Here is a 24747-nt window from a genome sequence, read left to right as displayed (position 1 = left end):
CCCCCCGCCCGGACCGCCCGCGCCACGCGCGGAACCGAAAACCGGGAAGCCGGGAAGCCCGGAAGCCGGGAAGCCGGGAAGCCCGGAAGCCGGGAAGCCGGGAAGCCGGGAAGCCGGGACAAGCAGCTTCCGGGAAGCCGGGACGAGCGGCTTGCAGACACCCCGGAAAGCGGCTCGGCGGCACCGGGGAAAGCGGCTCACCGGCGCCCGGACGAAGCGGCTTGCCGGAACCCGGAAATAAACCGCTTGGCCGTCCGGGCGCTCTGCCCTAGAATCCTCCGTCTGCCCGCCTCCCTTCCGCGGAGTGCCGCCTGCCGGACGGAAACCGGCGGCTGACCGACGTCCGTCCCGCGTGCCCGTACACCCCGCGTGTACCTGTCCGCGCGGTGCGTCCGTCGCGCCCGATCGCACAGTCCGTACGTCCCGGCCAGCTCTCGTCCGCACGCGGTCCCGCCGTCGTGCCGTGTCGTGCCGTGCCCGTCCCGGTGGTCCCGGGCGCGGGCCGGCTGCTGCGCCGCGCCGTACCCGTACCGTCTGGAGCCGCACCGTGTCCGCGTCCGCACCTTCCTCCGCCCGGGACGACGCCGGGGCCACGGGCCCCGGGAACGAAGAGGGGAAGGACGATCCGCTCAGCCGGGAGCAGGCCCACCTCGCCCTCTCCCGCTCGGCGCTGCGCAGAATGCGCGAGGAGGCCGAGAACCTGGACATCTCCGACGTGACCGCGAACTGGGTCAACGCGGTCGTCCTCCAGGCGCAGATCGAGGAACGCGTGAAGGCGCTCGCCGATCTCTCGCACACCCCGTTGTTCTTCGGCCGGCTGGACTTCACACGGCCCCCGGGGCTCGACCTCGCGGAGGGCGCGGGCGGGGAGCGCTTCTACATCGGGCGCCGCCACGTGCACGACGCGGAGGGCGATCCGCTCGTCATCGACTGGCGCGCCCCGGTGTCGACCGCGTACTACCAGGCGTCCAGGAAGAACCCCATGGACGTGGCGCTGCGCCGCCGCTTCGGTTACACGGCCGGGGAGCTGACGGCGTACGAGGACGAGGCGCTGTCCGGCCCCGCCGCAGAGGCCGCCCCGGCGGCGGACGGCGAGCACGCGAGCCGGCTGCTCCAGCAGGAGATCGAGCGGCCCCGCGTCGGGCCCATGCGGGACATCGTCGCCACGATCCAGCCCGAGCAGGACGGCATCGTCCGCAGCGGACTGTCCGGAACGGTGTGCGTGCAGGGCGGGCCCGGCACCGGGAAGACGGCGGTGGGTCTGCACCGTGTCGCGTACCTGCTGTACGAGCACCGGGAACGGCTGGCCCGTACCGGCACCCTCGTGATCGGGCCGAACCGCTCGTTCCTGCACTACATCGAGCAGGTACTGCCCGCGCTCGGCGAGCTGGAGGTGCGGCAGGCGACCGTGGCCGACCTGGTCCTCGCACCCGGCGTCGAGGTGCGCGGGGAGGACGAGGCGCGGGCCGCGACCGTGAAGGGCGACGCGCGCATGGCGCAGGTCCTGCGCCGGGCGTTGCGCTCCCACGTGACCCCGCCCGCCGAGGCGACCGTGGTCGTGCGCGGTTCGCGGCGCTGGCGGATCCCGGCGTACGAGGTCGAGGAGATCGTCACGCAGCTGCTGGAACGCGACATGCGGTACGGGGCGGCCCGCGAGGCCCTGCCGCACCGCATCGCGCACGCCGTCCTGGTCCGCATGGAGCAGGCCGGGGAGGCACCCGACGACCGGGTGCAGGACGCGGTGGCGCGCAACGCGGCGGTCAAGGCGACGGTGAAGGCGGTGTGGCCGCAGGTCGACCCGGCGAAGCTCGTGCTGCGGCTGCTGTCCGACGCCGCGTTCCTCGCGGAGCACGCCGAGGGGCTGCTGTCCGAGGAGGAGCAGTCCGCGATCCTGTGGGCGAAGCCGGCGCGCGGCGTGAAGTCGGCGAAGTGGTCGGCGGCCGACGCCGTCCTCATCGACGAGGCCCGTGACCTGGTCGAACGTACCCATTCCCTCGGTCATGTCGTGCTCGACGAGGCGCAGGACCTGTCGCCGATGCAGTACCGCGCGGTGGGCCGACGCTGCACGACGGGTTCGGCGACGGTGCTCGGCGACCTCGCCCAGGGGACGACGCCGTGGGCGACGCGGACCTGGGCCGAGGCGCTGCGCCACCTCGGCAAGGAGGAGGCGCACGTCGAGGAGCTGACGGCCGGTTTCCGTGTGCCGCGCGAGGTCATCGCGTACGCCTCGCGGCTCCTGCCTTCGATCGCGCCGGGCCTCGCCGAGGTGCGGTCCGTGCGTGAGTCGCCGGGTTCGCTGTCCGTGCGCGAGGTGGCGGCCCAGACGCTCGACGAGGAGGTCGTGGCGGCGTGCCGGGCCGCGCTCGCGCACGAGGGGTCGACCGGCCTGATCGCGGCCGACGCGCGGATTCCCGCCCTGGCGGCGGCGCTGGAGGAGGCCGGTCTCCCGTACCTGTCGCCGGGTCAGGAGACCACCCGCGAGTCCCGGCTGACGCTGGTGCCCGCGTCCCTGGCCAAGGGCCTGGAGTACGACTACGTGGTACTGGACGAACCGGCGGCGGTCGTGGCGGGCGAACCCGACGAGCCGACCGGCCTGCGCCGTCTGTACGTGGCGCTGACCCGCGCGGTGTCCGGGCTGGCGGTCGTGCACGAGACCGCGCTGCCCGAGGTGCTGGGCGTACCGGACGAGGCAGGGGACGCGCGGACGGCGGCCTGAGCCCCCGCCCGGGAGGGACGCCGGGGCCGCGTCGAAGCCCAGGTGCCCCGCCCGGCCCGGAACTGAAGCCCCTCCCTCCGGTGGCACTTCGCTGTGGAAGCCTGAGCACGGCCTACGCGGCCTACACCGCCGCGTCGCCGAAGAAGTCCTTCGCGCGCGCCAGGGCCTCGTCGTCCGTGTGGATGTCGCCGGGGCGGCTGCCGTTGCCGAGCAGGACGCCGCCGAACCGCATCTCCATGTACTCGGCCGACAGGCGCAGGGTGTCGATCAGTGGGGCCGCGCGCCTCGCGTCCTCGTCCGCCATCGCGCTGACGCCCCACAGGGTGCGGCCCGCCATGCGGGAGCGGAACCCGAGGCCGGGCAGGCGCAGCCAGGCCGACCAGTAGTCGAGGTAGCGCTTGGCCTGGGCGGACAGGGAGTACCAGTACAGCGGGGAGGCGACGACGAGGTCCGTGGCCGAGAGCGTCGCGCGCAGAAGCTCCGCCTCCGCCTCGGAGGCCGGGGCAGGGGCGGGGCCCGCCGGGCTGTGGCGCAGGTCCCGGAAGTCGGGCAGCGCGAGGTCGCCCAGGTGTATCCAGCGCTGCTCGGCCCATGGCGGTAAGTACTGTGCCGCCGCGCGGGCCAGGGCCTCCGTGTTGCCGTCCTCCCGGGCCCCGGCCAGGAGGAAGAGGAAGGAGGGGGCGGGCGGGGTCGGCGTCCCTGACGCTGCGAGGTCTGCCGGCTGCTCGGGCAGGGGCACGGTGCACGCTCCTCGTACATCCCGGGAGCCGGTGGGTTTCGGGCGCCGTCCCGGCCCGGCGCCTGTTCTCCCGACCGAACTCCCCGTACGCCCGCGGCATTCCCGGGCCGGTCGTCAGTCGAGCGCTTCGCGCCAGCGGGCGACGGCCTCCGCGTCCACGGGTGCCGTCCAGCCCTCCGGCCGGGCCGCACCACCGATGTGGAAGGCCGTGACTCCCGCCTCACGCAGTGCGGGCAGGTGTTCGAGGCGCAGCCCGCCGCCGACCAGCAACTGCTGGGTGTAGCCCGGGGTGCCCTGGTGGGCGGCCTCGGCACGCAGCACGGGGAGCCCCTCGTCGACCCCCTGCGCCGAACCGGCCGTCAGATACGTGTCGAGACCCGGCAGTCCGTCGAGCGCGCGCCGCAGGGCGGCCCGGTCGGGGGTGCGGTCGATCGCCCGGTGGAAGGTCCAGCGGCAGCCCTCCAGGGCCTCCGCGAGCCGGGTGACGGCGGCCAGGTCGGGGCCGCCGTCCGGGTCGAGGAAGCCGAGGACGAACTCCTCCGCACCGGCCGCCCGCAGCGCCGCGGCCTGCTCCACGAGCACGTCCAGCGTCCGGGCGCCGCCCACCGCGAAGCCGTCGGAGAGGCGCAGCATGACGCGCAGCGGAACGGTCACGGCGGAACGGATGTCGCGGAAGGTCTCGACCGTGGGCGTCAGCCCGTCCGCGGCCATGTCGCTCACCAGCTCCAGCCGGTCGGCGCCGCCCGCCTGCGCGGCCTTCGCGTCCGCCGCGTCGAGCGCGATCACCTCCAGCACTGCCCGCTTGCTCATCAGCCGCCTCTTCTCGTTCCCCACGGTGTCGTTTACGGACTTTTCCGTGCATACCCGTACAGGTCTAGTCCAATCTCTACAGCACTTTACGTGGCGCGGGCCTTCGCGGGCAGCTGCGTCCACTCCTCGGCGGGCCCCACCGGTTGGGCGACGACAGGAGGACGGGGCCCGCCGGGGGAGAGCCGGCAGGCCGACACGAGCGAGCAGAGGACGCCGGGTGCAGGGCGACACGAGCGGGCAGAGGACGCCGGGTGCAGGGCGGCACGAGCGGGCAGGCGACGCCGGGGCGGGGTGACAATGACCGCATGGATCGAGAGGACTCCGGGACGACGACGACGGCGGCGGACGGGCTGAGCGCGCTGTGGCGGGAGACACTGCTGCGGGTGCGGGGCGGCGAACCGGAGCCCGACCCCGCGCCGTTCGCGGAGAATCTGCTGGCGCGCTGGTCCGAGCCGCAGCGCGCCTATCACACGACCGCGCACCTGCGGGCCGTCCTGCGGCACGTCGACGCGCTCGCCGGTCACGCGCGGGACGCCGACGCCGCACGGCTCGCGGCCTGGTTCCACGACGCGGTGTACCGGCCGGACCGTTCCGAGAACGAAGAGCGCAGCGCGTCCCTGGCCGTTCGTGCCCTGACCGAGGCGGGGGTGGGCGAGGCGTGCATGGCGGAGGTCGCGCGGCTGGTGCGCCTGACCGTCGGCCACGACCCCGAGGACGGGGACACGAACGGCGAGGTCCTGTGCGACGCCGACCTGGCGGTGCTCGCTGGTACACCGGAGGAGTACGGGCAGTACGCGGCCGCCGTCCGCGAGGAGTACGGATTCGTGCCGGACGAGGCCTTCCGTACCGGCCGCGCCGACGTACTGCGTCAGCTTCTCGGCCTCCCCCGGCTCTTCCGTACGCCCCATGGGCGGCGCGCGTGGGAGGCCCGGGCCCGCCAGAACCTCGCGACGGAACTGGAACTGCTGACCGTCCGAGGCGCCTGAGAGGCCCCGCCCGCGGACTCGGGCACGCGGGACCCATCGGTACGGGCACGCGGGCCCCCGCCGGCCCGGCTGCGTGAGGCTCGCCGGCTCGGCTACACGGGGTCCGCCGGCCGGGGGTCGAGTTCGGCGAGGAAACGTTCGATCACGGCCTCGTTCCTGGCCGCGTCCTCGATGCTCTCGCCAACGAGCCGCCCGGCGAGGGTGACGGCGAGCGTCACGACGTCCCCGCGCAGTTCCGCCTCGGCGCGCAGGCGCTCGGCCCCGAGTTCGCGGTCGGCGCGGGTGAGCAGCGCCTCCCGTTCACGCAGCCCCTCGGCACGCAGCCGGGCCATCAGTTCCGCACCCTCCTCCTGGGCCCGCTGACGCGAGCGGGCCGCCTCGTGACGGGCCTCGGCGAGCTGCCGTTCGAGGGCCTCCCGCGTCTCGCGCGCCTCCTGGAGCAGAGCCTCGGCGCGTTCCCGCTGCCCCTCGACGGCGTCCACCCGCTGCTCCAGGACGCGGTTGATCCGGGGCAGCAACCGGCGGGTCAGGACGAGGAAGAGGACGAGGAAGCTGAGAACGGCCGCCAACGTCTCCATGGGCTTCGGGGTGAGGACCTCCATCACCCCAGGCTAGAGACGAAAGCCGATGATCGTAACGGCAACGGTAGTTACCGTCTCCCATTGGCTGGTGCGACGGCGCCAGGCGCACATGGGTGGCCGGAAACATACGCGGGACGGTCCACGCCCGAAGTCCGGCGGCCGGCGGTCCGGCCGCCCGCCCCTCACCGGGTCCGGGGCGGCTTGCGGCGCCTGAGACCGGCGGTGACGAGCCGGCCGAGGAGTTCCTTGCTGCCGACCGGGGTCGCCCCGGCGGCCACCGCGTCCTCGTACCGGGTGGACGGCAGGTCGTAGTGGTCGCGGTCGAAGGCGCGGCGCGGCACGCCCAGCGCGGCGGCGAAGGCGTGCAGTTCCTCGTAGGACACGTCGCTCACGACGTGCGACCACACGCGGCCGTGGCCCGGCCAGTCCGGCGGGTCGATGTAGACGGTCATCGCGTCACCGCGCTCACCGCGCGCCCGGCATCCCCGGCACCGAGTCCAGCGCGCCGACCGGGGCCACGACGATCCCGGCCTCCGCGCACACCCAGTGCGGGTCGGGCCCCAGTTCCGGTTCGACGGTGAGGGCGTGCGGATCGTCCCCGGTGCACACGGGGCACACCGGCCACCGCCCGTACCGCTCCAGCAGGCCGTCCTGGACGTCCTGGGCGACGAGGCCCGGCACGAACTCGGCGCCCTGCGGCCACTGCTCGACCCACCAGCGGCGCTGCGTGACCGACTCCTCGACGAGCGACACGACCCGCGCGTCCGCCACCTCGCTCGCGGCGAGGTCGGCCAGTACGCGGGCGCGCGCGACGTGCAGGGTCTCTTCGAGGGAGCCGGGGTGGTCCATCCGTCCATTGTGCGGCAGCGCGCGCACGAGCCGGAAGCGCGCCACCAGGGCCCGCGCCCCAGCCGCCAGCCCCCAGCCCCCAGCCCCCAGCAGTGGGCACGGCCACTGGGACGGCCCAGCATGCCTTGACCCCCCTGTCCGGCTAAAAGTAAATTTCACACGTGAATAAGAATATGAAAAATAGTTTCAGCGGACGGTCCGCAGGCCGCCCCGCTCCGGCCCGCGGCACTCCGCCCGGCCCGGACCCGATACCCGGCTCCGCACCGACATCGGTACTGGCCTCGGCCTCTCCCCCGCGTCCCCGCTCGCGCACGGCGGCGGCCGTTCCCGCGCCCGCCACCCGCGCCACCCCGGCGGCGCAGACCCCGGTTCCGCCCGCGCCGGCCGCGCTGGCCGCGAAGGTGCGGACCCTCGCCCCGTCCATGACGCGCTCGATGCAGCGGGTCGCGGAGGCGGTCGCCGCCGACCCCGCGGGCTGCTCGGCCCTCACCGTCACGGGTCTCGCGGAGCGCACCGGCACGAGCGAGGCCACGGTCGTGCGCACCGCCCGCCTCCTCGGCTATCCCGGCTACCGCGATCTGCGGCTGGCCCTGGCCGGTCTCGCCGCGCATCAGGAGTCCGGCGCGGCGCCCTCCGTCACGGCCGACATCGCGCTGGACGACCCCATGGCCGAGGTCGTCGCCAAACTCGCCCACGACGAGCAGCAGACCCTCGCGGACACGGCCGCGAACCTCGACATGGCCGCGCTGAGCGCCGCGGTGTCCGCGCTCGTGCAGGCGCGCCGGGTCGACATCTACGGTGCGGGGGCCTCCGGGCTGGTCGCCCAGGACCTCGAACAGAAGCTGTTGCGCATCGGGATGCTCGCGCACGCGCACGCCGATCCGCACCTGGCGATCACCAACGCGGTGCAGCTGCGCGGCCGGGACGTCGCGGTCGCCATCACCCACTCGGGTTCGACGAGCGACGTCGTGGAACCGCTGCGGATCGCCTTCGAGCAAGGGGCGACGACGATCGCCGTCACGGGGCGGCCCGACGGGAGCGTCGCGCAGTACGCGGACTTCGTCCTGACCACGTCCACGGCGCGCGAGAGCGAACTGCGCCCGGCGGCCATGTCGAGCCGCGCGAGCCAGCACCTGGTGGTGGACTGCCTGTTCGTCGGGGTCGCGCAACGCACCTACGAGACGGCGGCGCCGGCGCTGTCCGCCTCCTACGAGGCGCTGGCGCACCGGCACCGCGCGCGCCCCGCCCCGGGCACCCACGCCTGAACGGCATCCCGTCCCCGACGGGCCCTGACGTACCGCAAGAACAGCCACGTACCGCAAGAACAGCACCCGACCCTGAGCACAGCGGAGCAGCCGCAGATGACGACCACCGGGCCGACCGACCAGGCCCCGCAGGACCAGAGCCGCACCCCTCTCTCCTCCCTCTCGTCCCTTCCGCCGCTTTCCGGGCACGACGCGCGAGCCGCCGACGTGTCCGGGGACGGCCGTCGGTACGACGAGCTGCGCGTGCAGCTCGACCACCTCACGACCGAGGCGTTCCGGCCGGAGCTGGCCGAGATCGACCGGCTGTCGACCGAGGAGATCGTCCGGACCATGAACGGGGAGGACGCGACGGTCCCCGCGGCCGTCGCCGCCTGTGTCCCGGTGATCGCCGCCGCGATCGACGGCATCGCCGCCCGGATGGCGCGCGGAGGCCGGCTGATCTACGCGGGAGCGGGAACCGCGGGACGCCTCGGGATCCTCGACGCGAGCGAGTGCCCGCCGACCTTCAACACCTCCCCCGACCTCGTCGTGGGCCTCATCGCCGGGGGCCCGAGCGCGATGGTCACGGCCGTCGAGGGCGCGGAGGACAGCATGGAGCTGGCCGCCGCCGACCTCGACGCGCTGCACCTCACCGCCGAGGACACGGTCGTGGGCATCTCCGCCTCGGGCCGTACCCCCTACGCGGTCGGGGCCGTCGAACACGCGCGGAGAGTGCGCGGCGCGCTGACCGTGGGCCTGTCCTGCAACGCGGACAGCGCCCTGGCCGCCGCCGCCGACCACGGCATCGAGGTCGTCGTGGGCCCCGAACTGCTCACCGGCTCGACGCGCCTGAAGTCCGGCACGGCCCAGAAGCTCGTGCTCAACATGATCTCGACGATCACCATGATCCGGCTGGGCAAGACCTACGGGAACCTCATGGTCGACGTCCGCGCCTCGAACGACAAGCTGCGGGCCCGTTCCCGCCGCATCGTCGCCCTCGCCACCGGCGCGGACGACGCGGAGATCGAGGCGGCGCTCACCGCGACCGGCGGCGAGGTCAAGAACGCGATTCTCGTGATTCTCGGCGAGGTGGACGGTCCGACGGCGGACCGGCTGCTCACCGAGTCCAAGGGCCACCTCCGTGCGGCCCTGACCGCCCCGCGCACCGGCTGAGGCATGACCGCCGCGGGTCCCCCCACCCCCGCACAGCAAGGCAGCACGCACCATGGCTGAGAACAAGAACCGCGAGACGGCGGCCGAACTCCTCCCCCTGGTGGGCGGCGCGGCCAACGTGACCTCCGTGACCCACTGCATGACCCGGCTCCGGCTGGGCCTCACGGACCGCTCACTGGTCCGCGAGGAGACGCTCAGGGCGCACCCCGCCGTCCTGGGCGTCGTCGAGGACGAGACCTACCAGATCGTCCTGGGCCCGGGGAAAGTCGCCCGGATCACACCCGAGTTCGAGAGGCTGGTCACCGAGGGACGCGGGGAGGGGGACACCCGCCCGGCGGCGGCGAATCCCGGTGTCGCGGGTCACGCGGGTCACGGTCACGCGGGTCATGCAGCGGATGAGGCGGAGAACGGGGAGGCGGGTGCGCGCCTCGGAGCGGCCGCCGACGCCGCCGCGGAAGCCGGGGCGATCGGTCCGGTGGCCCCCGCGGCGGCGGGAGCGGGAGCATCCGGTGCGGCGGCAGGCGCCGAGGGAGCACCCGGTACTGCGGCGAGCACCGGCGGAACGCCGGGTTCCGCTCCGACCGCCGGGGAACTGGCCGCTCAGGGCGAGGCGATGAGGGCGCGCCGGAAGGAGCGCAACCGCACCCCGGTCAAGCTGTTCCTGCGGCGGATCGCCGACATCTTCGTACCGCTGATCCCCGCGCTGATCGGCTGCGGGATCATCGCGGGCCTGGGTGGTCTGCTGGTCAACCTGGGCTGGCTGGGCGGGGTGACGCCCGCGCTCGGCGCGATCGCCTCGGGCTTCATGGCGCTCATCGCGGTGTTCGTCGGCTACAACACGGCGAAGGAGTTCGGGGGGACGCCGATCCTGGGCGGGGCGGTCGCGGCGATCATCGTCTACCCGGGCGTCGCGAACGTCGAGGTGTTCGGCGCGAAACTCGCCCCCGGCCAGGGCGGGGTCCTGGGTGCGCTGGCCGCGGCGATCCTGGCGACGTACGTGGAGAAGTGGTGCCGTCGCGTGGTCCCGGAGACGGTGGACGTGCTCGTGACCCCGACCCTCACCGTGCTCGTGTCCGGACTGGTGACCCTCTTCGGCCTCATGTACGTGGCCGGTGAGGTGGCGTCCGGGATCGGTACGGGGGCGAACTGGCTGCTCGACCACACGGGCGCCCTCGCGGGTCTCGTGCTCGGCGGTCTGTTCCTTCCGCTCGTGATGCTGGGGCTGCACCAGGCGCTCATCCCCATCCACACGACGCTCATCGAGAGCCAGGGCTACACGGTGCTGCTGCCGATCCTGGCGATGGCGGGCGCCGGCCAGGTCGGCTGCGCCGTCGCGGTCTACGTCCGGCTGAAGCGGAACAGCTCGATCCGCAAGACCATCAGGTCGGCGCTGCCCGCCGGCCTGCTGGGGGTCGGGGAACCCCTCATCTACGGCGTGTCGCTGCCGCTCGGCAGGCCGTTCGTCACGGCGTGCGTGGGCGGTGCGGCCGGCGGTGCGTGCGTCGGCCTGTTCTCGATGCTCGGGACCAAGGTCGGCTCGACCGCCATCGGGCCCTCCGGCTGGGCGCTGTTCCCGCTGCTCGCGGGCGACAAGGGGCTGGGGGCCACCGCCGCGGTCTACGGCATGGGACTGCTCGTCGGCTATCTGGTGGGCTTCGCCGCGACGTACGCCTTCGGCTTCAGCAAGCAAATGCTGAGCGAACTGAACGCCGGGGCCCCTGCACCCGGCACCGTCGTGGTGGCCGGCTCGGACGGCACGACCACGGCACCGTCCTCGGGTATCGCTCCCGCACCGTCCTCGGGTACCGCTCCCGCACCGTCCTCGAACGCTGCGACGGCTCCGGCACCGGCTGCTTCGACCGCCCGGACCGGCGCGGGCGCCCCGTCAGCCACACCGGGCCCCTCGCCCGAGCCCCCCACGCCCCACGGGGGGATCGCCGCCCGCGACCCGCTCCTCCCCGCGGACGTGCCGCCCAAGGCCGTGGTCGAGGACTGAGGAACGGCCCCGCGACCACTCCGACACGGGCCGTCCACAGGCCGGCGCCTCGGCGAACCAGGTACACCGAGGCACTAGTTGCGGGCTACACGAATAGTTGCTCCCGGATCTTGACCGCGTCATGCCACCGGTTCAGGATGAAGGGCACCGAAGCAACGGGCCCCCGCGAAGCGGCAGGTGGCGCCGTACCCGACGGACCCGTCTCGGGTGCCCTCGGCGTACCCGCTCCCGCACGAGCGGCCGCGCCCCTCTGCTCCGGCACCCGCGCGCCCCGCGAGGTGCCTTGGGGGCGCCCGCCCCTTCGAGCCCGGTCCCTTCGCGCGGTGCGGCACTTCGCGGAGAGGACAAGCACGTGACACCCAGCAAAACCGCCGCAGCGGCCAAGCCGTCACCGGCCGGACCGACCACCGCCCCGGCGGCCGTGGCGGATCCGGGCGGCCTCGGACTGGGGGCCTTCGCCCTCACCACCTTCGTCCTGAGCGTCTTCAACGCCGGACTGCTCGACGACTCGGTCGAGAAGGTGGTACTCCCGCTCGCGCTCTTCTACGGCGGTCTCGCCCAGTTGCTCGCGGGCATGTGGGAGTTCCGCAGGAACAACACCTTCTCGGCGACCGCCTTCACCTCCTACGGGGCGTTCTGGCTCGCGTTCGCCGCGTACGTCGGCAAGGTCGCGCCCCAACTGGACCCGGCGTACGCGGACAAGGCGACCGGACTGTTCCTCCTGGCCTGGGCGATCTTCACGGCCTACATGACGATCGCCGCCCTCCGGACCAACGGCGTCGTGGTCGGGGTCTTCGTGGCGCTGACGATCACCTTCGCCCTCCTGGCCGCGGGCGCGTTCACCGGCTCCTCCGGCATCGACAGGACCGGCGGCTGGTTCGGGCTGATCACAGCCGTCATCGCGTGGTACGGCTCCTTCGCGCACGTCGCGAACAGCACGTGGAAGCGGGAGATCGTGCCGACCTGGCCACTGGGCTGATCCGGCCCGCCGCCGGGGGAACCACCCTCACCCCAGAAATAATCACGGAAAGTAACCGAGCAGGTGTACTTTCCGTGACCAAGGGGTAGCTCAGTGTTGTCGGCGAGTGGCCGGCGGCTTCGGGCAGGGCGAGGAAAGGGGCGGTCATGATGTCGGCAGAGGTAACGGGAGGCGCGGGCACGGCGGTTCGGGGGCCGGGCGCGGAGTTCCGGGCACCGGGCACGGCGACGCGGGCCGCGAGCCCGGCAGTTCGCCCCGCGGGAGAGCCCGGTGCGGAGGGCGCACGGCGCCCGCTTCCGCCCGACGTGGTGGGCGTGGCCGTGACCTGTGTGGACACGGCGGGCATCACACGGGTGAAGGGGGTGCCGGCCCGGCGGCTGGCGGAGGCCGCTCACGCCGGGGTGGGACTCTCCCCGGTCTTCGACGTCGCCCTGGTGGACGACTCCTTCACGTCGAGTGTGCGCATCGGCGGCCCGGAGGGCGACCTGAGAATGGTCCCCGATCTCGACGCTCTCGCCCTCCTGCCACCGCTGCCCGGCTGGGCCTGGGCCCCGGGCGACCGCTTCGAGCAGTCCGGGGAGCCCTACGCCGCCTGTCACCGGGGCTTCGCGCGGCGCATGGTGGAGCGGGCCCGGGAGCGGGGCTTCGAGCTGGTGATGGGCTTCGAGACGGAGTGGGTCGTGACACGGCCCACCTCCTGGGGCCATGAGGAGGCACCACCCCAGGCCCCGTTCGAGGGCAACGCGTACGGCATGACGCGCCTTGCGCCGATGAGCGACTACCTGCGCGAGATCCTCGCGGCCCTGGAGAGCGCGGGCGTCGAAGTCCTCCAGATCCATCCGGAGTACGCGCCGGGGCAGTTCGAGGTGACGGTCGCCCCGGCGGACCCGGTCCGGGCGGCTGATCTCGTGGTCCTGGTGCAGGAGATCGTCCGCGCCGTGACGGTACGCCATGGCTGGGAGGCGAACTTCGGGCCGTCCGTCCTCGCCGGGCAGGTGGGCAACGGGCGTCACGTGCACCTGAGCCTGTGGCGCGAGGGGCGGAATCTGTGCGGCGGGGGCTCCGGAGTGTGCGGGCTGGCCCCGGAGGCGGAGTCGTTCCTCGCCGGGGTACTCGACGAGTTGCCCGCCCTGCTGGCGATCGGCGCCCCGAGCCCGGCCAGTTACCTGCGGCTCGGCCCCTCGCGGTGGACGGGCGCGTTCCAGTGCTGGGGGCCGGAGAACCGCGAAGCCGCGCTGCGACTGGTGCCGGGCCCGCAGGACAGTCCCCAGTCGGCCAACGCCGAAGTGAAGTGCTTCGACGCGGCCGCCAGCCCATACCTCGTGGCGGGTGCCGTGATCGCGGCGGGCCTGGCCGGGATGGACACGAAAGCCGCCCTCCCCGAGGCCACGCAGGGCGACCCGGCGGGCCGGGCGGACGGCCCCCCGCGGCTGCCCGAGAACCTCCCCGAAGCCGTGGCCCGTTTCCGGAAGTCGGCGGTGCTGAGGGAGGCCCTGGGCGAGGCGCTGTCCGAGGCGATGATCGCGGTGCGCGAGGCCGAGTCGGCGCTGTTCGACGGCTGGTCCCCACAGTCGGTCGCCAACGCGACACGGCGCCGGTACTGAGGGAGCCCCGGTGAGCACGACCGGCCTTCGAACGCGCCGACCACCCCCGGGAGGCCGCCGACGGCGCGCGGGACCGGCGGCACATGCCCCCGCCCCACACAGGTGTCGCAGACGGCAGGCAGCGTCCGGCGTCCGGCTGTCTCGCGGCCCCGGCTCCCGGCCTCGTCCCAGGACCCCCGCCTCAGCGAAACGCCTCCACGCTACGGGCGGCCCAGGCCGAGAAAGGGTGGGGCGGGCGGCCGAGTACGCGGGCCACGTCGGGGCTGACACGCAGCTCCGCCGGGGTCGGCCGGCCGAGGATGGCGAGGGTCGTCTCCACCACGTCCTCCGGCATGAAGGCGCGCATCTGGGCACCCGCCTCCTCGGGAGTCTGCTCCACGAAGCGCACGGGCTCGCCCAGCGCCTCGGCGATGGCCGCCGCCCGCTCCCTCGGCGTGGTGAGGGCGGGACCTGTCAGCTCGTGGATCACGCCGTCGTGCCCGTCGTCTCCGCGCAGAGCCGCCGCGGCGACCTCGGCGATGTCGAGGGGATCCACGACGGGCAGGCCCACATCGGCGAAGGGAGCGGCGACGACTCGGTCCGCGCGGACGGAGTCGGCCCAGGCGTAGGCGTTGGAGGCGAAGCCCCCGGGACGCAGGATCGTCCACTCCATGCCGGAGTCACGCACGGTCTCCTCCATGGTCCGGCCCGTACCCCCGTGTGAGGCGGAGTGTGGCCTCGTCACGACGCCCTGCGAGGACAGCAGGACGACCCGCCGCACTCCCCCCGCCTTGGCCACGTCCAGTACGGCGGCCGGGTCCACCTGACGCGCACCGGCACCGGTGTCGTGCAGGAACAGCGCCTCGGCGCCCTCGCACGCGGGGCGCAGGCTCTCGGGCCGGGTCAAGTCGGCCGTGGTGTGCCGGGCACCGGCCGGCAGCTCGGGGACGCGGGACACCCCCCGGGAAACCGCGGTCAGCCGCTCCCCGGCTGCTGCGAGAGCGCGTACGAGCGGGGTCCCGACGTTTCCGGTGGCCCCTGTGATGACGATCATGACCGACTCCTCTGGAGGGATGTGCGTTCGGTGGTTGAGTCAGGTGGTGCTGCGTTCGGTGGTGCCCTCATGTTCCGAGCTGAACTGGCCATCTCCTGGCCTGTTCTGAAAAGGCCTTTCACGCTGTCCCAGGAAGGGGTTCGGGAAGAGAATCGGCCCATGAGAGCCGACCGCCTCGTGGCGACCCTGCTGTTCCTGCAGACCCGTGGGCGGGTGACCGTCGCCGAGGTCGCCGCGGAACTCGACGTGTCGCCGCGCACGGCACGCCGTGACCTGGAGGCGCTCGCGCTGGCCGGGGTGCCGGTCTACTCGCGGCGCGGACGGGGTGGCGGCTGGTCACTGGTGGGCGGGGCGAGGACGAACCTGACGGGGCTCACCGCCGACGAGATCCGTGCGCTGTTCCTCCTCGCGGGGCCGCTGTCCTCGACCGCGCACCAGCGCACGGCGCTGCGCAAACTGGTGCGGGCCCTCCCTGCCTCCTTGCGTCAGGACGCGGAGGCGGCGGCGCGTGCCGGGCACGTCGACGGGCACGACTGGTCCCGTACCGCGAGCACTGCCGAGGCTCCGCAACTCGACGTGGTGCGCCGCGCTGTGGTGGAGGGCGTGCAGGTACGGATCGGGTATCAGGGGCCAGGCCGGCCGGCGACCGAGCGCACGGTCCATCCGCTCGGTCTTGCGTCGAAGGCGGGAGCCGACTACCTGGTGGCGGACACGCACCACGGGATGCGTGTCTTCCGGTTGAGCCGGATCACGGCGGCGACGCGGACCGGCGACCCCGTCGTACGACCGGAGGGCTTCGACCTCGCGACGACGTGGCGTGCGCTCGCCGCGCGGATGGAGGACCGGATGCGGGCGGTGACGGTCCGGGCAACCGCGGCTGCGGACACCGAGGCGGTTCTGCGCCGTCTGTTCGGCGACCGGCTGCGCGTCCTCACACCACGGCGGGACACGGCGATACGGGAGGGCACGGCGATACCGCAGGCTACGGCCATACCGGGCGCCGTGACCTCACCGGAGGCGGGAACACCACCGGACGAGCGGGCGAGCGGGTGGCTCGCCGTCGAGGTGGACGGGCCGTCGTCCGAGGTGCTCGCGGCCCAGCTCGCCGGTCTGGGAGGACGAATCGAGGTCCTGGACCCTCCGGAGGCCCGGCACCGGCTGGCCCGGATCGCCGCCGAACTCGCCTCGCTCTACGGCCTCCCGGGCGTGGAGGGCGCCCTTTCCAAGCGGGAGCCACCTCCCACAGCCTCCTTTCCGGAAGGCCCTACGCCGAAAGGCCCCACGCCGGAAGGCCCCACGGCTGAAGGCCCCACGGCTGATGACTCCAGGGCTGATGACTCCACGACTCGTGGCGCTACGCCGTAGGTCCGGCCCCAACAGCGCTGCTGAGGAAGCCGGTTCGTGTACGGGGCGGGGCCCGGCGGAGCTGGGGTACCGGGTCGCGCGGAAGACGGCCGGACGCGCACTCGCCACGGCAACCGTCCGTGACCTGCGTGAACTCGCGGCCCCACTACGGACTGACTCGGCTGTGTGGCGCCACGACCCTCGACCGGATCCCTTGTGGGCGTCGACGTCGAACACGTTGAAGCGGCCCAGGATCTCTTGCGCTACGCGGTCAGGGGCCGGGAAAGCGAAGTGAGTTCGGTCGCGGAATGGACGACCAGGACGTCGAAGTGGGAACGGCCCTCGCCCTGCCGGCCCTGCCTAACGCGGCTCCCGTACGCTCCCGGTCATGGGGAGCACTGGGGGCAGTGGCAGTGGGGGCGCGGAGTACGCCGGTCGGGAACGCGGAGCGGAGCGCCCGGCGGACGAGCGCTACGGGGACGAACGGCAACGTGAGCGGGAACGCGAACACGAACACGAACGGGAAGGCGAACGCGAGGGGGACGGAGAAGGCGAGGGGGACGTGACAGGCGGGCGTGGCGAGAAGGGCCGTGCAGAGGGCAGGACCGGGGGTGAAGGGGGCGAGCCGTGGGCAGGTCGCCGTCTGCGGGTAGTGATCGCGAACCGCCTGTGGAGCGTCTTCGGGATCGCCTTCGGGGTGAGCGTCGTCTCGTGGGTGCTCGCGGGCCTCGCGAGGCTCTGGGCCGAGGAGGGAGGCGAATGCCGGCTCGCCGAGCTGCGGGGGAACAGCGGGTTGGTCAGGACGTGGGACACCGTGTGGCCGCCGTCCCAGCGGTGCACGTTCGTGGACGGCACGACCTTGTCCTCGGCGGGTTTCCTGGTTCCGGTCTTCTGGGCGGCCGCGGTCCTCGCGCTGCTGTGCGGGGTGCTCGCTCTGGCCCACGAGCTGTGGGGCTTCCGCAACGCGCTCGCCGGGCGCCGGCTGCGGGCAGTCGTGGTCAGTTCGGGACTGACGCTGGTGATGGTGGGCGGCATCGGGTACCTGATCGCCGGCACGGAGGGGAGCGAGGCGTGCCGGGCGTCCCGTACGGGGCTGGCCGGGCCGGCGGCGAGGACGGGATACCGGTTGTTCCCGCCGCAGCGGGTGTGCGAGTACCCGGGCGGGGGCCGGGTCGTCCTCGTACCGGGGCCGGTCGTCGGGGCGACGTGGACGCTCACGGCGGTGGTGGTCACAGCTGGGCTCGGCTGGGGCGCCGCCGTACGGCACGGGCGTGCACGACGGGGCGGGGCCACCCCTCCGTCCAGCCCTTCCAGCCGTCCCGGAACCCTGTCCCTTGCGGACGCCTCGTCCGCCTCGGGCGCCTCGTCCGCCTCGAACATCTCGTCCGCCTCGTCGACCTCCCACGTCTCGCCCACTCCAGCCGCCGCCCCACCCACCCCGGACCCACCAACCACCCTGGACACCCCGGACACCCCGGACACCCTGGACACCCCGGACACCCCGGACACCTCGCCCACCCGAGCTGAGGAATCCGCTCGCTGACCACTGAGAGCCGTTACGGGGAGCCGTCCTCGGCACACCCCGACCCGTCCTCGGCACACCTCGACCCCGTCTCCGGCCCACCCTCGGCCCATCCCCGGCCCGCCACGGCCGCCACCTGCTGCGTTCCGCACGAACGACGCCCGGCCCCTCTTCCGGCGGACGGGTCCCTGCCGTAGCGTTTTGCGTATGCGCACATCGTCCCGTCGCCTGCTGGGTGTGGCCGCACTCGTCGGGCTCGCCGTCGTCCTCGCCCTGTTGATGTGGCCGGTGGGTGGCTCCGGGTGTGGGAGCGTTCTCGGCACCGGAGAGTCCGGCGGTCCCACCGCGAGTTCCTGCAACGCCGACCATCAGCGCCAGGCCGGCTGGGCCCTCGGCTTCGCCGTGCCGACCGTCGTGACCGGCGTGCTCTACCGGAGGCACCGGTGAGGCCGTGACACCGGGCAGCGCCCGCGATCACGCCTCGTACGCCTCGCGCCCCGCGCTCCTCCCGCCGTACGCGGCGGTTGCCGTCAGCGAGGCCCAGTAGTCGTCCGCCCGGCCCTGGTACCGGGGCAGTCCGGCATCGAGGACGACGACCTCGTCGTAGAGCGCGACGGTCCCCCGTACGTCCTCGGGCCGTTCGGTGGAGACGATCACGGGGAGTTCGGTGCCGAGCCCGGCGAGCAGTCCGGCGAAACGCTCGCGCTGGCAGGGGCTCAGGCCTGCGGCGGGCTCGTCGATCAGCAGGACCTCGGCGCCGTGGACGAGGGCCTGGGCGAGGCCGAGTCCACGCAGTTGTTCCGCGTCGAGCCGGTGCGTGCGGTGCCCGGACAGCCCGGCGAGGCCGACCCGGGCGAGCGCGCGCGGCGCACCGTCCCAGGACTCGGCCCTCGTGAGCCCCTTCAGGCGGCCCGCTTGGGCGACCTGCTCACGCACGGTCAGTCCCGGGACCGGCCGGGTCTCCTCCGGCAGCCAGCCGACGCTGCGCCGGTACTGGGCCCGGTCGCGCCCGTCCGAGGCGTCCAGGCCCCGGAACCGCACCGCTCCCGACCACGGCACGAGCGCGGAGGCGGCGAGACCGAGCAGCGTGCTCTTGCCCGCCCCGTTCGGCCCGAGCAGCACGCAGCTGCCGGAACCGAACTCCAGGTTCAGCCGGTTGAGCACCGGGACGCGACGGCAGTAACGGAAGCTGCATTCGACGAAGTGAAAAGGCACAAGTCGGGAATGTACGCCAGAACATGGGGCGGAGGACCGGAATTTTCCCCTCCGCTACCCGCGCGGGTGACGCGAAGATCATCGGTCGGCACGCCCCGCCCCTCCCTGGCCCCGGACGCGGGGGACGGAGCGCCGGGAAGCCGACGTGCGGTAGGGCGAAAGAGGGGGATCGCCGGTCCCTGGACAGGTGCGGCCTTCATCCGGGGACCGCCCGGGGCGACTCTCGTAGAGGGCGTCAGCAGAGGAGACGGCGGCGGAGGAGGCAAGAGACATGGGTGAGCCGGAGAACCCGTAGGCGCGCCGTCCGGCGCCTCCCACACCTCCTCCGCATCCTCTTGTCTCCTTCCCCCCTTACTCACTTCCCCTTGTCCCCTTCCCCACCCACGAGGAGCACCACCATGACGGAGCAGACCGCAGACCACCGCACGCCCGGGACCACCGCCCCCTCCGGGAGGATCGCGCTCATCACCGGCGCGAACCGGGGGCTGGGCCGTCGCTCGGCACAGCACCTCGCAGCCGCGGGGACGGACCTGATCCTGACCTACCGCTCGCACGCCGAGGAGGCGGAGGAGGTCCTCGCGCACGCGCGGGGGCTGGGCCGTACGGCGGTCGCGTTCCGCCTGGACACGACGGAGCTGTCCGCGTTCCCGGCCTTCGCCGAGGACGTACGGGCGGCGCTGCGCGAGCACTGGGGCAGGGACGACTTCGACTTCCTGGTCAACAACGCCGGTTCCGCGGCGATGGCCTCCGTCGCGGAGACCACCGAGGAGCAGGTGGACCTGATGTACCAGGTCCACTTCAAGGGCCCGTACTTCCTGACGCAGCGGCTGCTGCCCCTGATCAAGGACGGTGGCCGCGTCCTCAACTTCTCGACCGGGCTGACGCGTTTCACCGGCGAGAACGCGGCGCCGTACGCCTCGATGAAGGGTGCGGTCGAGGTCCTGACCCGCTATCTCGCGAAGGAGCTGGGCCCGCGCGGCATCGCGGTCAACGCGATCGCGCCGGGCGCGACGGCCACCGACTTCGGCGGCGGCGGGCTGCGCGACGACGAGCAGGTGCGCGCGCAGCTCGGAGCGGTCACCGCGATGGGCCACGTCGGCGACCCCGAGGACATCGGGGCGGCCGTCGCGGCGCTGCTCGCCGAGGGCACGGGCTGGATCACCGGCCAGCGGATCGAGGCCTCGGGCGGCATGCTGCTCTGAGTACGCGCCCGAGTCGCCGGCCGGGTACGGGGACGGGGCCCACGACGGGCCGGCCCGAACCGGGCGCCCCGCCCCGTACGCAGGCCGACGTGAGGGAGAGGAGACTGGAGCCGTGGACCGAGCCCAACTCGCGGATTTCCTCCGCACGCGCCGTGAGGCCCTGCAACCCGAGGACGTGGGCCTGCCCCGCGGGCCGCGCCGGCGTACGGCGGGGCTGCGACGCGAGGAGGTCGCCTCGCTGTGCGGGATGTCCGCCGACTACTACAGCCGGATCGAGCAGCGGCGCGGGCCGCAGCCCTCGGAGCCGATGCTCGCGTCGATCGCGCGCGGCCTGCATCTGTCCCTGGACGAACGCGACCACCTGTTCCGGCTGGCCGGGCACAACACCCCGAGCCGTACGCTGCGCGGCGACCACATCACGCCGGGGCTGATGCGGATCCTGGACCGGCTGGAGGACACCCCGGCCCAGGTCGTGACGGACCTCGCGGAGACCCTGACGCAGACGCGTCCCGCGGCGGCCCTGCTGGGCGACGAGACCCGTTTCACCGGGCTGGAACGCAGCCTCGTGTACCGCTGGTTCACCGATCCGGCGACGCGCCTGCTGTACCCGGAGCAGGACCACGAGCGGCACAGCCGCTTCTTCACCTCGGAGCTGCGCGCCGCGTCCTCCCGGCAGGGCAGGGGCGGGCGGGCCGAGCGGATCGCCGAACTGCTCCGCGAGGGCAGCGCGGAGTTCGCCGCGCTGTGGGCGGTCCACGAGGTGAGCCTGCCGCGCAACGAGCCCAAGCGCATCGTCCACCCCGATCTCGGGGTCCTCGAACTGCACTGCCAGAAGCTGGTGGACCCGGAGCAGGCGCAGGCCCTCCTCGTCTACACCGCGACCCCCGGCACGGAGAGCCACGAGAAGCTCCAGCTCCTCAACGTCCTCGGCGTACGCGCTCCGGGAAGCTGAGAGGCGTACGTCCGCCGGGACGGAAGTGCGGCAGGCCGGGGGAAGCGTGCCGCGCCGGGCCGGACGGCCTCGCCGGCACGATCGCCTCGATCTCCGTCCCACGCCTACGAGCGCACCGACGGTTGTGCGCCGTCCGGCCTCAGGGCCGGGTCCGGGTTCATGGGAAAGTCCGTGCCTGGATGACTTCGGCGCGCGCTCCGAGGATGAGGGAAGAGCAGGGGCACGGAGCCGGGAGAGCGACTTCCGGCCGGCCCCGCCCCGTTACCGAGAGCAGATCCCTCATGCGTGAGCACAAGCACCTGTACATCGACGGCGTCTGGCGCGCGCCGGTCGAGGCTTCCGTCCTGGAGCTGACCGACCCCGCGACCGGCGAGGTCACCGGCCGCGTCGCCCAGGGCGGCGCGGCGGACGCCGAACTGGCGATCGCCGCCGCCGAGCGGGCCTTCGCCTCCTTCTCCCTCACCACCCCCGAGGAGCGCGTCGCGCTCCTGGAGCGGGTCCTCGCCGAGTTCGACCGGCGGGCCGAGGACCTCGCCCAGGCGGTGACCACGGAACTGGGGGCGCCCCTGTCCCTGGCGCGCGGGGCGCACGTTCCCACCGGCCGGGTGCAGATCGCCACCGCGATCGAGGTGCTCAAGGAGTTCGAGTTCAGCGAGCGGCGCGGCGCCGCCGTGATCCGTAAGGAGCCGCTGGGGGTCGCGGCGCTCATCACCCCGTGGAACTTCCCGGTGCTCCAGGCGACGGGCAAGATCGTCTCGGCTCTCGCGGCCGGCTGCACCGTGGTCCTCAAACCGGCCGGCCTGACGCCGTACTCGGCGGTGATCCTCGCCGAGATCCTGGAGGCCGCAGGGGTACCCGCCGGGGTGTTCAACCTGGTCAACGGCCGGGGCTCGGTCATCGGCAAGGTGCTCAGTTCGCACCCGGCGGTGGGCATCGTCTCCTTCACCGGCTCCCTCGCGGCGGCCGAGGCGGTCACGGTCGCGGCGGCCCCCACCATGAAGCGCGTGAACACGGAGCTGGGCGGCAAGTCCCCGCACATCCTGCTGCCGGACGCCGATCTCGCCACCGCCGTGCAAACGGTGCACGCCTGGATGATGGCGGTCACCGGTCAGCTGTGCAGCGCGCCCAGCCGCACACTGGTGCCCCGGGACCGCCTGGAGGAGTTCCTGTCCGTCCTGGTGCCGTCCCTGGAGGCGTTGGAGGTGGGCGACCCGCGTTCCCCCGGGACGGACATGGGACCGCTGATCTCGGCCGAGCAGTGGGACATCGTCCAGGGCTACATCCAGCAGGGCATCGACGCCGGGGCACGTCTGGTGACCGGCGGGCTCGGCAGGCCGGAGGGTCTGGAGGCGGGCCACTTCGTGAAGCCGACCGTGTTCGCCGACGTCAGCAACGACATGGCCATCGCCCGCGAGGAGATCTTCGGCCCCGTCATGTCGGTCATCGCCTACGACACCGTCGAGGAGGCCGTCGAGATCGCCAACGACACGCCCTTCGGGCTCGCCGCCTACGTCACCGGCGAGGACGTCGGGCGGGCAAACGAGATCGCCTCGCGCATCCGGGCGGGCTACCTCCTCATCAACGACGCCGAGTTCGACTGGACGGCCCCGTGGGGCGGCTACAAGCAGTCCGGCAACGGCCGCGAGTTCGGCCGCGACGGCGTCGCCGAGTACCTGGAGACGAAGGTCGTCGTCGGCGGCTGACCGCCCCTCCACACTCCTCCACCGCACCGGGGTCGCCCGGCCCGGCTTCCTGTGCGTTTCTTTCCCTGGATGACCGCGCCCGCCCCGGCGACAGTGAGACCACTGCCCCCGCTTCCCTTCCCTGCTTCCCTTCCCCACTTCCTTCCCAGGAGTCAGCATGACCACGTGGTTCATCACGGGCGCGTCCCGTGGATTCGGCCTGGAGATCGCCCGCCAGGCCCTGGAGCGCGGCGACGACGTCGTGGCCACCGCCCGCCGCCCGGAAGCCGTCGAGAAGGAGCTGCCCGGACATCCGGAGCAGCTGCTCGCGCTCCCTCTCGACATCACCGACGAGGAGCAGGCGCACACCGCCGTGGCCGCCGCCGTGGCACGGTTCGGCACCGTCGACGTCCTGGTCAACAACGCGGGGCGCGGGCTGCTCGGCGCCGTCGAGGAGTCCTCGGACGCCGCCGTCCGCGCCGTCTACGACGCCAACGTCTTCGGGCTGCTCAACGTCAGCCGGGCCGTTCTGCCGGTCATGCGCCGGCAGCGCTCGGGGCGCGTCCTCAACTTCAGTTCGCTCGGCGGTTTCCACAGCTCGGCCGGGTTCGGCATCTACTGCTCGACCAAGTTCGCGGTCGAGGGCATCTCGGAGGCCATGCGGGAGGAACTGGCCCCGCTGGGGATCGACGTCACCATCGTCGAGCCCGGCTACTTCCGCACCGACTTCCTCGACTCCAGTAGCCTGCACACCGAGGGGCGGGTCATCGAGGACTACGCCTCGACAGCCGGAGCCGTGCGCGGCGCGGTCCCCGGTCTCAACCACGCGCAGCCCGGCGACCCCGTCAAGGCCGCGACGGCCGTCCTCGCCCTCGCCGACGCCGGTCGGCCGCCGCTGCGTGCCCAGTTCGGCAGCGACTGCCTGGCGGAACTGGACGCGACCCTCACGCGGGTGCGCGCCGAGTCCGAGGCCTGGCGCGAACTGGCGCTGTCCACCGACCACGACGACGTCAAGGCCGCCGTATAGGGCCGCACGAGGCCCTACCGGATCCCAGGGGCACCGCCCACCGAGCAAGGAGCTTGACCATGACGGAACTGGGGGCGTACCTGCGCTCGTGCCGGGCCCGGGTGAGCGCCGAGGACGCGGGGCTCCCGGTCTCGGGCTACCGCAGGGTGCCGGGACTGCGCCGCGAGGAGGTCGCCGCGCTGGCCGGGGTGAGCGTGGACTACGTCGTCCGTCTCGAACAGGGCCGGGTCGCCTCGGCCTCCCCCGAGGTGCTCACCGCCCTCGCGCGCGCCCTGGGACTGCGGCCCGACGAGGAGGAGTACCTGCTGCGGTGCGCGGCGGAGGCGAAGTCCCCTCCGCGCGCCGCGCGGGCGGCCTCGGGGCCGCGTGTGGCGCCCGCCACCCGGCGGCTGCTGGACAGCCTGTCGGGGGTGCCCGCCCTCGTGCTGGGGCGGCGCATGGACGTCCTCGCGTGGAACGGGCTGGGCGCCGCCCTGTTCACCGACTTCGGCGCGCTGGCGCCGCACCGCCGCAACCACGTGTGGCTGGCCTTCCTCGACCCGGACGTCCGCGGCCGCTACGCGCAGTGGGCGAAGGTCGCCCAGGAGTGCGTCTCCTACCTGCGGATGGACGCGGGACGCTACCCGGACGATCCCGGGCTCGCCCGGCTCGTCGGCGAGTTGTCGATGAAGGACGCCGACTTCCGCCGACTGTGGTCCGGTTACCAGGTGCGCGCGCAACGCGAGGGCCGCAAGGAGTTCCTGCACCCCCGGGTGGGGCCGCTCAGCCTCGACTTCCAGGTCCTGGACGTACGCGGGGAGCCGGACCAGAGCCTGCTCGTCTACACGGCGCAGCCGGACAGCACCTCGGCACAGGCCCTCGCCTTCCTCGACAGCTGGGCGGGCACCGGCCGCAGCGCCACGGCGGACTCCGGACTGATCACGGACGCGGCGGACGCGGCGGAGGCCGCGACCTGAGCCCGGCGCGTCCCCGGAAACGCCCGAGGGCGGTGGCCCCCACGAAAAAATTGGACACCCCCCACTGCGGCGAGCGGTACGTGCCCGTAAACCCAAACACCTAGAGCGCAGGGCGCGCGACGCCCCGGGAGAATAGG

At 73.4% G+C, this 24747-nt stretch carries 22 protein-coding genes; 15 read left to right on the top strand and 7 right to left on the bottom strand.

Annotated elements, in window-relative coordinates:
- The first annotated feature begins 679 nt into the window (after window positions 1-679).
- Window positions 680-2716, top strand: coding sequence for an ATP-binding domain-containing protein (locus tag AB0J21_RS04670; protein ID WP_363144694.1), 2037 nt, complete (start codon window positions 680-682; stop codon window positions 2714-2716).
- A 121-nt stretch (window positions 2717-2837) separates the two neighbouring features.
- Here AB0J21_RS04670 and AB0J21_RS04665 read toward each other — a convergent pair whose 3' ends face one another.
- Together AB0J21_RS04665 and AB0J21_RS04660 are read right to left on the bottom strand one after the other, a co-directional pair.
- Complete coding sequence (locus AB0J21_RS04665; protein ID WP_363144693.1) at window positions 2838-3449, bottom strand: NAD(P)H-dependent oxidoreductase; 612 nt, start codon at window positions 3447-3449, stop codon at window positions 2838-2840.
- Between the two features lie 120 nt (window positions 3450-3569).
- Complete coding sequence (locus AB0J21_RS04660; RefSeq protein WP_363144340.1) at window positions 3570-4265, bottom strand: copper homeostasis protein CutC; 696 nt, start codon at window positions 4263-4265, stop codon at window positions 3570-3572.
- Window positions 4266-4570: 305 nt separating this feature from the next.
- Here AB0J21_RS04660 and AB0J21_RS04655 point away from each other — a divergent pair, with 305 nt between their 5' ends.
- Window positions 4571-5251 carry a hypothetical protein gene (locus AB0J21_RS04655; RefSeq protein WP_363144339.1) on the top strand — a complete coding sequence of 227 codons (681 nt, stop codon included), beginning with the start codon at window positions 4571-4573 and terminating at the stop codon, window positions 5249-5251.
- A gap of 92 nt (window positions 5252-5343) precedes the next feature.
- On the opposite strand, the gene atpF is transcribed toward AB0J21_RS04655, so the two are convergent.
- From atpF to AB0J21_RS04640, 3 genes are all read right to left on the bottom strand, one after another.
- Window positions 5344-5853 carry a F0F1 ATP synthase subunit B gene (gene atpF / locus AB0J21_RS04650; protein WP_363144338.1) on the bottom strand — a complete coding sequence of 170 codons (510 nt, stop codon included), beginning with the start codon at window positions 5851-5853 and terminating at the stop codon, window positions 5344-5346.
- 161 nt (window positions 5854-6014) lie between these two features.
- Window positions 6015-6284, bottom strand: a complete 270-nt coding sequence (locus tag AB0J21_RS04645; protein ID WP_363144337.1) for a DUF4031 domain-containing protein — start codon at window positions 6282-6284, stop codon at window positions 6015-6017.
- A gap of 13 nt (window positions 6285-6297) precedes the next feature.
- Window positions 6298-6681: a hypothetical protein gene (locus tag AB0J21_RS04640; protein WP_363144336.1), complete on the bottom strand. Its 384-nt coding sequence runs from the start codon at window positions 6679-6681 to the stop codon at window positions 6298-6300.
- Window positions 6682-6842: 161 nt separating this feature from the next.
- Between AB0J21_RS04640 and AB0J21_RS04635 the strand changes: the two genes are divergently transcribed.
- The 5 genes from AB0J21_RS04635 to AB0J21_RS04615 all read left to right on the top strand — a co-directional run bounded on the left by AB0J21_RS04635 (window position 6843) and on the right by AB0J21_RS04615 (window position 13677).
- Window positions 6843-7946: a MurR/RpiR family transcriptional regulator gene (locus AB0J21_RS04635; protein WP_363144335.1), complete on the top strand. Its 1104-nt coding sequence runs from the start codon at window positions 6843-6845 to the stop codon at window positions 7944-7946.
- Window positions 7947-8042: 96 nt separating this feature from the next.
- Window positions 8043-9098, top strand: a complete 1056-nt coding sequence (gene murQ / locus AB0J21_RS04630) for an N-acetylmuramic acid 6-phosphate etherase (RefSeq protein ID WP_363144334.1) — start codon at window positions 8043-8045, stop codon at window positions 9096-9098.
- 52 nt (window positions 9099-9150) lie between these two features.
- Window positions 9151-11094 carry a PTS transporter subunit EIIC gene (locus tag AB0J21_RS04625; protein ID WP_363144333.1) on the top strand — a complete coding sequence of 648 codons (1944 nt, stop codon included), beginning with the start codon at window positions 9151-9153 and terminating at the stop codon, window positions 11092-11094.
- A 352-nt stretch (window positions 11095-11446) separates the two neighbouring features.
- On the top strand, window positions 11447-12073 hold the full coding sequence (locus tag AB0J21_RS04620) for an acetate uptake transporter (protein WP_363144332.1): 627 nt from the start codon (window positions 11447-11449) through the stop codon (window positions 12071-12073).
- A gap of 305 nt (window positions 12074-12378) precedes the next feature.
- Window positions 12379-13677, top strand: a complete 1299-nt coding sequence (locus tag AB0J21_RS04615) for a glutamine synthetase family protein (protein ID WP_363144331.1) — start codon at window positions 12379-12381, stop codon at window positions 13675-13677.
- 181 nt (window positions 13678-13858) lie between these two features.
- Here the strand turns inward: AB0J21_RS04615 and AB0J21_RS04610 are convergent, their stop codons facing one another.
- Window positions 13859-14710, bottom strand: a complete 852-nt coding sequence (locus AB0J21_RS04610; protein WP_363144330.1) for an NAD(P)H-binding protein — start codon at window positions 14708-14710, stop codon at window positions 13859-13861.
- A gap of 159 nt (window positions 14711-14869) precedes the next feature.
- Between AB0J21_RS04610 and AB0J21_RS04605 the strand changes: the two genes are divergently transcribed.
- The 3 genes from AB0J21_RS04605 (at window position 14870) to AB0J21_RS04595 (ending at window position 18023) form a co-directional block, all read left to right on the top strand.
- Window positions 14870-16075 (top strand): WYL domain-containing protein, encoded by a 1206-nt coding sequence (locus tag AB0J21_RS04605; protein WP_363144329.1) that lies wholly within the window; start codon window positions 14870-14872, stop codon window positions 16073-16075.
- Between the two features lie 367 nt (window positions 16076-16442).
- On the top strand, window positions 16443-17597 hold the full coding sequence (locus AB0J21_RS04600; protein ID WP_363144328.1) for a hypothetical protein: 1155 nt from the start codon (window positions 16443-16445) through the stop codon (window positions 17595-17597).
- A 186-nt stretch (window positions 17598-17783) separates the two neighbouring features.
- Complete coding sequence (locus tag AB0J21_RS04595; RefSeq protein WP_363144327.1) at window positions 17784-18023, top strand: hypothetical protein; 240 nt, start codon at window positions 17784-17786, stop codon at window positions 18021-18023.
- 27 nt (window positions 18024-18050) lie between these two features.
- Here AB0J21_RS04595 and AB0J21_RS04590 read toward each other — a convergent pair whose 3' ends face one another.
- Window positions 18051-18791 (bottom strand): ATP-binding cassette domain-containing protein, encoded by a 741-nt coding sequence (locus AB0J21_RS04590; protein ID WP_363144326.1) that lies wholly within the window; start codon window positions 18789-18791, stop codon window positions 18051-18053.
- A 398-nt stretch (window positions 18792-19189) separates the two neighbouring features.
- On the opposite strand from AB0J21_RS04590, the gene AB0J21_RS04585 reads away from it, so the two are divergent.
- The 5 genes from AB0J21_RS04585 to AB0J21_RS04565 all read left to right on the top strand — a co-directional run bounded on the left by AB0J21_RS04585 (window position 19190) and on the right by AB0J21_RS04565 (window position 24610).
- Complete coding sequence (locus AB0J21_RS04585; protein WP_363144325.1) at window positions 19190-19993, top strand: SDR family oxidoreductase; 804 nt, start codon at window positions 19190-19192, stop codon at window positions 19991-19993.
- Between the two features lie 112 nt (window positions 19994-20105).
- Complete coding sequence (locus tag AB0J21_RS04580) at window positions 20106-20945, top strand: helix-turn-helix transcriptional regulator (RefSeq protein ID WP_363144324.1); 840 nt, start codon at window positions 20106-20108, stop codon at window positions 20943-20945.
- A gap of 281 nt (window positions 20946-21226) precedes the next feature.
- Complete coding sequence (locus AB0J21_RS04575; RefSeq protein WP_363144323.1) at window positions 21227-22648, top strand: aldehyde dehydrogenase family protein; 1422 nt, start codon at window positions 21227-21229, stop codon at window positions 22646-22648.
- A 157-nt stretch (window positions 22649-22805) separates the two neighbouring features.
- The gene (locus AB0J21_RS04570; RefSeq protein ID WP_363144322.1) at window positions 22806-23654 is read left to right on the top strand and encodes an oxidoreductase; all 849 of its coding nucleotides are present in this window, start codon (window positions 22806-22808) and stop codon (window positions 23652-23654) included.
- A 59-nt stretch (window positions 23655-23713) separates the two neighbouring features.
- The gene (locus AB0J21_RS04565; RefSeq protein WP_363144321.1) at window positions 23714-24610 is read left to right on the top strand and encodes a helix-turn-helix transcriptional regulator; all 897 of its coding nucleotides are present in this window, start codon (window positions 23714-23716) and stop codon (window positions 24608-24610) included.
- Window positions 24611-24747: the final 137 nt, after the last annotated feature.

The sequence above is a fragment of the Streptomyces sp. NPDC049954 genome (assembly GCF_040656295.1).
Classification (GTDB): Bacteria; Actinomycetota; Actinomycetes; order Streptomycetales; family Streptomycetaceae; genus Streptomyces.
The sequence above is the reverse complement of the archived record's forward strand: the minus strand, read 5'-3'. Positions and strand labels throughout refer to the sequence as shown.

What these genes read in the sequence shown, in the direction of transcription:
- AB0J21_RS04670 (WP_363144694.1), top strand. Translation starts at nt 680, where the DNA reads ATGCGCGAGGAGGCCGAGAACCTGGACATCTCCGACGTGACCGCGAAC.
- AB0J21_RS04660 (WP_363144340.1), bottom strand. Translation starts at nt 4,265, where the DNA reads ATGAGCAAGCGGGCAGTGCTGGAGGTGATCGCGCTCGACGCGGCGGAC.
- AB0J21_RS04655 (WP_363144339.1), top strand. Translation starts at nt 4,571, where the DNA reads ATGGATCGAGAGGACTCCGGGACGACGACGACGGCGGCGGACGGGCTG.
- atpF (WP_363144338.1), bottom strand. Translation starts at nt 5,853, where the DNA reads ATGGAGGTCCTCACCCCGAAGCCCATGGAGACGTTGGCGGCCGTTCTC.
- AB0J21_RS04645 (WP_363144337.1), bottom strand. Translation starts at nt 6,284, where the DNA reads ATGACCGTCTACATCGACCCGCCGGACTGGCCGGGCCACGGCCGCGTG.
- AB0J21_RS04640 (WP_363144336.1), bottom strand. Translation starts at nt 6,681, where the DNA reads ATGGACCACCCCGGCTCCCTCGAAGAGACCCTGCACGTCGCGCGCGCC.
- murQ (WP_363144334.1), top strand. Translation starts at nt 8,043, where the DNA reads ATGACGACCACCGGGCCGACCGACCAGGCCCCGCAGGACCAGAGCCGC.
- AB0J21_RS04625 (WP_363144333.1), top strand. Translation starts at nt 9,151, where the DNA reads ATGGCTGAGAACAAGAACCGCGAGACGGCGGCCGAACTCCTCCCCCTG.
- AB0J21_RS04610 (WP_363144330.1), bottom strand. Translation starts at nt 14,710, where the DNA reads ATGATCGTCATCACAGGGGCCACCGGAAACGTCGGGACCCCGCTCGTA.
- AB0J21_RS04605 (WP_363144329.1), top strand. Translation starts at nt 14,870, where the DNA reads ATGAGAGCCGACCGCCTCGTGGCGACCCTGCTGTTCCTGCAGACCCGT.
- AB0J21_RS04600 (WP_363144328.1), top strand. Translation starts at nt 16,443, where the DNA reads ATGGGGAGCACTGGGGGCAGTGGCAGTGGGGGCGCGGAGTACGCCGGT.
- AB0J21_RS04595 (WP_363144327.1), top strand. Translation starts at nt 17,784, where the DNA reads ATGCGCACATCGTCCCGTCGCCTGCTGGGTGTGGCCGCACTCGTCGGG.
- AB0J21_RS04585 (WP_363144325.1), top strand. Translation starts at nt 19,190, where the DNA reads ATGACGGAGCAGACCGCAGACCACCGCACGCCCGGGACCACCGCCCCC.
- AB0J21_RS04575 (WP_363144323.1), top strand. Translation starts at nt 21,227, where the DNA reads ATGCGTGAGCACAAGCACCTGTACATCGACGGCGTCTGGCGCGCGCCG.
- AB0J21_RS04570 (WP_363144322.1), top strand. Translation starts at nt 22,806, where the DNA reads ATGACCACGTGGTTCATCACGGGCGCGTCCCGTGGATTCGGCCTGGAG.
- AB0J21_RS04565 (WP_363144321.1), top strand. Translation starts at nt 23,714, where the DNA reads ATGACGGAACTGGGGGCGTACCTGCGCTCGTGCCGGGCCCGGGTGAGC.